The 7,965-nt window shown below is 55.4% G+C and carries 8 protein-coding genes; 1 reads left to right on the forward strand and 7 read right to left on the reverse strand.

The window, feature by feature from the left end; all coding sequences use genetic code 11:
* Positions 1 to 219: 219 nt before the first annotated feature.
* The 6 genes from V6D20_09730 to V6D20_09755 all read right to left on the reverse strand — a co-directional run bounded on the left by V6D20_09730 (position 220) and on the right by V6D20_09755 (position 6,571).
* Positions 220 to 1,110: a radical SAM protein gene (locus V6D20_09730; GenBank protein ID HEY9816058.1), complete on the reverse strand. Its 891-nt coding sequence runs from the start codon at positions 1,108 to 1,110 to the stop codon at positions 220 to 222.
* A 140-nt stretch (positions 1,111 to 1,250) separates the two neighbouring features.
* Positions 1,251 to 2,510, reverse strand: coding sequence for an ABC transporter substrate-binding protein (locus tag V6D20_09735; protein ID HEY9816059.1), 1,260 nt, complete (start codon positions 2,508 to 2,510; stop codon positions 1,251 to 1,253).
* 8 nt (positions 2,511 to 2,518) lie between these two features.
* Positions 2,519 to 3,613 carry an ABC transporter ATP-binding protein gene (locus V6D20_09740; GenBank protein ID HEY9816060.1) on the reverse strand — a complete coding sequence of 365 codons (1,095 nt, stop codon included), beginning with the start codon at positions 3,611 to 3,613 and terminating at the stop codon, positions 2,519 to 2,521.
* Between the two features lie 48 nt (positions 3,614 to 3,661).
* On the reverse strand, positions 3,662 to 4,462 hold the full coding sequence (locus tag V6D20_09745; protein ID HEY9816061.1) for an ABC transporter permease subunit: 801 nt from the start codon (positions 4,460 to 4,462) through the stop codon (positions 3,662 to 3,664).
* The gene (locus tag V6D20_09750) at positions 4,459 to 5,382 is read right to left on the reverse strand and encodes an ABC transporter permease subunit (GenBank protein HEY9816062.1); all 924 of its coding nucleotides are present in this window, start codon (positions 5,380 to 5,382) and stop codon (positions 4,459 to 4,461) included. The genes V6D20_09745 and V6D20_09750 overlap by 4 nt, the downstream gene beginning before the upstream one ends.
* A 127-nt stretch (positions 5,383 to 5,509) precedes the next feature.
* Entirely contained in the window at positions 5,510 to 6,571 is a 1,062-nt protein-coding gene (locus tag V6D20_09755) for a phosphotransferase (GenBank protein ID HEY9816063.1), read from the reverse strand.
* Between the two features lie 180 nt (positions 6,572 to 6,751).
* Between V6D20_09755 and V6D20_09760 the strand changes: the two genes are divergently transcribed.
* A complete protein-coding gene (locus tag V6D20_09760) occupies positions 6,752 to 7,240 on the forward strand; it encodes an N-acetyltransferase family protein (GenBank protein HEY9816064.1) in 489 nt (162 codons plus the stop codon).
* Positions 7,241 to 7,253: 13 nt separating this feature from the next.
* Here V6D20_09760 and V6D20_09765 read toward each other — a convergent pair.
* On the reverse strand, positions 7,254 to 7,965 hold a 712-nt coding region (locus tag V6D20_09765), incomplete at its 5' end, for a substrate binding domain-containing protein (GenBank protein HEY9816065.1).

Genomic DNA, 7,965 nt, shown 5'->3' on the forward strand with positions numbered 1-7,965 from the left:
CGGACAGAGCTTGGCTGATCTGAATCAAGGTTTTGGCTGTGGGGTTGGAGGATGTGGATGAAGACTGTGTCATAGGAACGTCCATGGGATGAAGGATGAATGAATAAAAGCGATCGCTTTACTTTATGTTAAGTCTACAAAACTGTATTCAATCATACAAAAGCTTCCATGAATGATATCCATGAACAAAATAGATAGATCGGCGATCGCTCAACTCACCTAGGGCTGAGATGGTGCAGTGGCGGGTTCTAGGAACTGGGGGGTGGGTAGATCATCCAAATGGGAGCCGCAAACGGTGCAGGCAGGTAGGTTATGTTCGACGGCGTAGGGTTCATGCACCTGCTCTAACCAGGTGAAGAAGGCGCGGAAGTTTTGGGCAATCGCCTCTGGATCGCTGGACAGATCGCCGAGCTGAAAATGCGGAGCAGGATTTTCCACCGCAAAGGGGCAGGCGTGGACGGTGCCGTCGGTTTTTAACACCGGGTAGCAATGGGGGCAGGTGTGGCTAGCTTTGGGACGCGATTCTTGCCCAGTAAAGGGATCAATGCCGCGTCCTGAATCGACGATATCGGGATGACCAATGGCGATCGCTCCTGGATGCGCTATCTCATACGCTTCTAGTTTGTGGAGAGACGTCAAGGGCATTTGGGGCGCTCCATCACCGGTAGCGATGGAGTAGTTGAGGGAGGCGGTGGTTTTACCGAGAGGATCAGATGTGAGGATGGTTAGGAGGCGATCGGCCTGGATGCCGTTGGAATAGATGACGATCGCGCCGGTGAATCCATGGTCTCGCAGATAAGCGATCGCCCAGATGACGTTATCGGCATTCAGCGTTGGTTCGCCGCCGTAAAATTTCACTGCTCCTAAATCATGCAAGATCACGGTACGCAGGACGGCATCGAGGTGGTCGCTGGTGTAGTCGTGGTACCAGCCTTTGGGGGAGCCAAAGACGGTACAAAAGTCGCAGTCGCGGTTGCAGCGGTTGCCGGGATAGAGATGCAGCTCCATCAGGCGGTTATCCTGAATCACGCCGCGATCGCGGGAGGCTCGTTCTTGAAAGACCATGGTGTTCTCCATATAGGTTGTGTTCTCCATATAGGCAGACTTCATGACATGACGCTAGGGTGCCGGGTTTTGACTCCGCTCCACTCTCTTCCTATAGGCTCAACCCTCTTCCCATAAGAATTTGAGCATGATTTACGTTTTCCCACGTCGCAAGCTGTGGGATACCTCGGCTCAAACTGTGGGGATTACCCAGCCAGTTCTGTTTCCCAAAGATTTTCTAATCGGGTGGTATATTCGGCGTTCACCAAGGGCACGGTGTTCTCTGTTAGCTCTTGCAGCGGTAGGCCATAGTCGGCTGTCACTTGGGCAAATTGGGCCTGCAACGCTGGAGGCAGTTTCTCCACGGCCAGCAGCGGTGGATCGCCCCAAACCTCGGGCTTAAATTTCTCCAGTTGCCCCTCGGGGCTGGATAGGAGATTAGCCAACACCATACCCCCAGCGGGATTGCCTGCATTGATGGGAATTGCGGTGAAGGATGGGTCATTCAGGGAAGCTCCTGGCAAACTGAAGGCGGTGGTGCTGTCGGGAAACTGTCCGGTGGTTAACCCTTCGACCACCCGCGAAATAAAGATCGGCAGCATCCAAATTTCACCGTTGGCAAACAGTTCATTCAGCCGGGTTTGGGTGGGGGGATAGGTGTCGCCGCTGCGCCAGAGATAGGGTTTCAGTTCCTTGAGGTAGGCCACGACTTGCGGCGCGTTTTGCTCCCATAATGCTTCGTTGAAGTCTGCCCCTGCATATTGCTCATAGCCGCCGGTGACGCCGTAGAGGACGGTGAGTAAGAAGCGGCTGCCATCAAAGGCGGGCGGGGCGACGTAGGCAAAGCGGCCGGGGTTGGCCTTGGCCCAATCCAGCAGGTCGGCGAAGCTTTGCGGCGTGGCATCAACCCGGCTACTGTCTTTGGCCATGATGTAGTAGGAGCCGGTGTAGGGCGCTTCGTAGCCATCAATAGGAAGGCCAAAGTCATTGAGAACAGAGGGGTTCTCCACATCATAGTAGGCCATGGCGGGCAGGAGGTCTGTAAATGGGCCATAGAGCAGGTTGCCCTGCTTCATGGTGCGGAAGTTTTCCCCATTGATCCAAATTAGGTCAATGTCGCCGCCGCTGGTGAGCCCGGCCTGCACTTCACCCACCACTTTATTGACGGCTTCTACGGTGTCGTTGAGGGGGATGCGGTTGAGGGTGATGTCGTAGTCGGTTTTGAGGCGATCGCCCACCCATTGGTCGGCGTAGGCGTTGGTGACGTCACTGCCGCCCCACATGGCCCAGCGCACGGTGCTGCCTCGGGCTGCTGCCACGACGTCATCCCAGGATGCAGTGGTGAGATCGAGGCTGGGGGGAGCGGTTTGGCGATTGCAGTTGCTGGTGAGGGTGGCCAGGCCCGCGGCGGTGGCTAGGACAAGAAATTGACGACGATGCAGTAAACGGTAGGACATAGATGGCATGACTGAACTCATGACTGAACGGCAGGTGAAGGCATGACGACGGGCGGGCAGGGCTCGCTAGGCAGCCCCCAGAGGGCATCAGGCGGAATGTATAACCAGATGGTTTGTCCGAGGGCTATGTCTTGGGTGGGAGATCCCCAGACCTGCAGGGTGAGGTTGGGGGCGATCGCTACGGTGATGCGCCGCTGGGTGCCGGTAAATCGATTGGCGATCGCTTCCCCGGCTAAACAATTGCCCGGTACGTCGGGCAGATGAGCGGCATCGGTATAGAGCTTCAGCGCTTCGGGTCGCAGGGTCACCCGCAGGGGCCCTTGGTGGGCGAGGGAGCTGGTGAGGCGTTGACCACTGGGCAGGTGCCACTGGTGCTGCTCGGCCTGGACAGTGAAGAAGTTGACGCCGCCCATAAACCTGGCGGTGGCTTCATCACAGGGATAGCGGTAGAGGCGTTCGGGGGCATCCATCTGGCGTAGTTGCCCATCAAACATCAGGGCAATGCGCTGGGCCATGACTGTGGCTTCGGCTTGGTCGTGGGTGACGATCAGCATGGTGACTTGGGTCTGGGCCTGTAGGCTGAGGATCAAGTCCTGCATCTCTTCCCGTAGGTTGGCATCTAGGGCAGAAAGCGGTTCATCGAGCAGCAGCAGCTTGGGGCCAATCACCAGCGATCGCGCTAGGGCCACCCGCTGGGCCTGACCGCCAGACAGTTCCAATGGCTTACGATGTTCAAAGCCTTGGAGCTGTACTCGATGCAGCATGGCGATCGCTTCCTTGTCTCGATCCACCCGATTCATGCCGCGCATCTTCAGCCCAAAGGCGACATTTTCCCCCACGGTGAGATGGGGAAACAGCAGGCCCCGCTGCAGCACAAGGGCCATATCTCGCCGCTCTGGCGGCACGTGGTTCATGGGGCGACCCTCTAAATAGATGGCTCCGGCATCGGGATGCAGCAACCCGGCCACCAGTTGCAGGGTTGTAGACTTGCCGCAGCCCGATGGCCCCAGCAGGGCCAGCACCTCCCCCTGAGCCATGGTCAGCCAGAGATCATGAACGGCAACATGACCCTGAAACTGTTTGGTTAAATGTTCAACAACAAGATAGGCCATAGCTGGAGGCTGTCACGACAGGAGGAACGAGATCAGGAATGAGAGTTGCTAAACGTTGCCAAGACCGCCCAAGGCGTGGTTTTGCTGCAGGGCTCGGCTGGCAAAGACCAGAAACACCAGACCAGGAATCACAGAGGTGATGGCCACCGCCGCCACCAGTCCGTGATTTCCCCCTTGCAGCAGGGTGAATAATACCATTGGCAGGGTAAAGACGCGGCCACCACCGATGATAAAGGTGAGTAAAAATTCGTTCCATGAGATTAAAAAGGCGAATAATGACCCTACCACAACCCCCGGAGCAATCAGCGGTAGGGTGACCGTCCACAGAACCTGCCAGGGCGAGCCCCCTAGCGATCGCGCCTGCAATTCGTAGCCGAGATCGAGGTTGGCGAAAACGCTGGACAAGACTAGGGTCATGTAGGGAATGGTGGGCATTAGATGAACCAGAATCACGCCGAGGATGGTGCCGCTTAGGCTAAGGCGGATCAGGACATACTGGATGCCCATCAGGGTGGCCAGGGGCGAGACAATAATCGGCATCAGCAAGAAGAGTTTCAGAACCATTTTGCCCGGAAAGTCCAGGGTGCCTAGGGCGCGACCGGCAGGCAGACCGACGACTAGGGACAGGCTGGTGGTGACAAGAGCGATCGCTAAACTTTGCAGCAGTCCTTCGCCAATGCGGGAGCTGGGGGAAAAAATCTGCATCCAGTGGGTCATTGTCCATTGGTCTGGCAAAACTTGGGGAAAAAACCAGCTCTGGGCAACGGACCAAATCACCAGGGGCAAAAAGGGAAGCAGCAGGAGGGCGATCGCCCCTCCAATCAGACCATAGCGGGGTAGGGTGATCATGCATCACCTCGCTCTGCATAGGGTTGCCGACTTTTAGCCGTCAGCACTAGGTAGAGGGCGAGGATGGCCATGGATACTCCGGACAACAGTAAGCCTAGGGCGACGGCTTCTGGGCGTTTGCCTAGGTCTGTATCGGTGAAGGCGCGGTAGACCAAAACGGGCAGGGTGCGTGGGCGGGTTGATCCCAAAAGAAAGGGCACTTCAAAGGATGCAAAAATGTAGCCGAAGACGATCAGGCTAGCGGATAGAATGCCGGGCTTCATCATCGGTAGTGTCACGTTCCAAAAGCATTGCCAGGGATTGGCTCCCAGGGCCCGCGCCTGATGTTCGTAGTAGGGATTCATGCCCCGGAGAACCGCCAGCAGAATCAGGGTGATGAAAGGAATTTCTTTCCATAAAAAATGGATGAGGACTCCCCAATTATGGGGGTCGTTCACCAACAGGGGCACATCTTGATCCGACTGAATCCAGCCAAACGCCATCAGAAGCCGTGCCAAGAAGCCACTGGGCGACAGCAGCAACAGAATACCCGCTACGCCCACCAGGTGGGGAATGGGTAAGGTAATTTGACAAGCGATCGTGGCCCAGCGCCCCGCCGACCGCAGCAGCAGGGCTAGACCGACGCTAATCACCGTAGACAGTCCAGTGGCCAACGCGGCCAGATAGAAACTCAGCCAGAGCGATCGCCCCAATTCTGGATGGGAGAAGGCGGCACCGTAGGCGGCGAGAGATGGCTTGGCCTCGCCCAAGATGCCAATCACGCCTACGCTTTGCAAGCAGGCTAGAATCAACCCGCCGCCAAACAAAAGTCCAATAATGCCGATGGCGGGGAGCAAGAGCAGGTAGGCGCGTGCCCATGTGGGCCAGCGACTCCACTGAAATAGCTGTTGACGAGATAACTTAGATGTAAGACCAACCATAGATAGAAAACAAAAGGCGATCGCCACTAGGCGCTTACTTTAGCAGAAACCACCGCTGTCTTCCTGAAAATCAGATGAGGAGAGGATGAATCTCTACTCTCTTGCCCACAGACAGCACTTGGATGGGCTAAAGGTCTTCTTTGAGCCAGGCCATGACGGCCTCGCAGAGGAAGGGAAATTGCAATCGGCTTTGTGCTAATCGCTGCAAGCGTTCTGTTGAGCTGGCGCTACCGGCATCGGCATACCAACGGTTGGCCGTGATCCAATACCCCGCTGTCCAACAAAGCGATCGCACTGCTGGAAATGGGCCGAAGGCAGTGAAATGGCGCTGGATGGTTTCTGCTAAGCGATCGTCGTCCAAGGCCGCGTAATACTCCCGCAAGAACAGGGCGCGATCGCTCTCGGGCATGTGATAGCCAGGGCGGCGCTGCACCGTCACCGGCGATAGAAAATGCCCCAGATCCCCCGCAGGCGATCCAATCTCTGCCCATTCCCAGTCAATTAAATAGGCGCGATCGCTTCCCACCACCCAGTTCTCATAGGTATGGTCGCTATGTACCAAGCAGCGATGGGGCCAGTCGGTCAGCCATGCTTCGCTCCACAGGCGCTGTTGGGCTAAATCCAGCACCTGGTTCAGCAAGTCCACGATCTGGGGATCGGCTTGGGGCGACTCGATGTAGGGCTGAGCGTAGGACTGAGATTCTTGGTAGAACAAGGAGAGTGGTTGGTCTATCACGGGCACCTTGGGCATGAGCGTGGATAGATCATGGTTGGGTGACAGGGGCAATCGATGCAGTTGGGCCAGGGTCCGAGCTGCTTTTTTCAGATCCTCTGGGCTATAGTTGAGCGATCGCCCTTCTAGATAATTGGTGATTAAATAAGTCCAGGGAAAATCATCGCTTGGTGCTAGCTGAGCCTGGTATAGCTCATGGCTGATACCGCTACCGCTGAGATAGGCGAGAATGGTTTGCTCAAACTGAGTAATCCGACTAAAGACACCGCCAAACCGTTGATTGGGGGTATTCACGGCCACCCGCACCAATTGCGTCGTATTCAGCCGAAAGGTGACGTTGGCCTCCCCATGGGCCAGCAGGTGCAGGTCGCAGTCTTGGTTATAGACATCCTGGCGCTCAAGATGGGATTGGAGCGCCGTTTGTAGCTGCTTGAGGTCGAGAATGGAGGTGGGCAATGGTCGTCAACGATGCGTCATTATTGACCACTATAAAGGATTCAGTCTTGGGTGGGGCGAAGGCGATCGTGACTACCACAGAGAATGCCCCATCGTCAGAGAGGATTTGGGTGGACTCAATCAGCAACTGTTCCCCATCTATCCTATCCTATTCGTTAACAGTGCTAGGGGATCAGCCACATGACGATCAGACCGATCACAGACGATGATAGTGTCGCTATTACCGACATCTACAACTGGTATATCTTAAACACAACGATCACCTTTGAGCTAGAGACCATCAATGCTTTAGCTATGCAACAACGCATTCAGGAAAAACGAGTGCATCATGATTGGCTAGTGGGGGAAGTGAACCAGGAGATTATTGGCTATGCCTATTATGGTGCCTTCCGTGCTCGATCAGCCTATAGCCATACGGTAGAATCTACTATTTATTTGGCACATGATAGGCTAGGTCAAGGGTTGGGAACGTTGCTGTACAGAGAACTCCTACATTCAGCCGCAACCCGTGGTTTTCGGGAGATGATTGGTATCATTGCATTACCCAACCAAGGCAGTATAAAACTACACCAAAAGTTAGGGTTTGAAGAAACGGGTGTGCTCAAGCAGGTGGGCTATAAGTTTGGTCGCTACATTGATGTGGGGATTTGGCAAACATCTCTGGGTTAACGCTAGGGCGGCTCTAGGGCTCAAAGGCGATCGCTTGAAATCGGTTTTTCAGAAACTCGGTGAGCATCTGTACCTTCGTGGACAGATGTCGGTTGACTGGATAGAGGATCATAATGTTCAACGAGGGCAGGTGGTAGTGGGTAAATAAACGCTGAAGGCGATCGCTACCTAGGTCGCCCCCCACGATAAACGATGGCAATAGGACAATACCTAGGTCTCGTAAAGCTGCTTGGCGCAGGACGTCGCCATTGTTGGAACAGAGGACGCCGTGAATGGGCACGGTAATGTCTTCCTCTCCATCCATAAACCGCCACTGACGACGACTGGATAAGTAACCATAGGATAAGCAAGAGTGATCATGTAGGTCGTGGGGATGGTTGGGCGTGCCATGCTTGGCTAGGTAGCCAGGGGATGCGCAGACAATCTGCTGGACGGCAGCAATGGTGTGAACAATGACGCCTGGAAAATCTGAGGTTTCGGAGATCCGCACGGTGAGATCAAAGCCTTCCTCAATCGGATCAATGAAGCGATCGTTCAGGGTGAGCTGCACGTGGAGTTCGGGATAGTGAGCCATAAAGTCAGCGATCGCGGGCGCTAAGTTGAGGATGCCAAAGGACATAGGGGCGTTGATGCGCAGATTGCCGCGCGGCTCTTGGTGAATGCGCGACACGGCCAGTTCAGCTTCTTCTAAGGCGGCGAGAATGTCTAGGCAGCGATCGTAGAAA

It is taken from the genome of Candidatus Obscuribacterales bacterium, from assembly GCA_036703605.1.
Classification (GTDB): Bacteria; Cyanobacteriota; Cyanobacteriia; order RECH01; family RECH01; genus RECH01.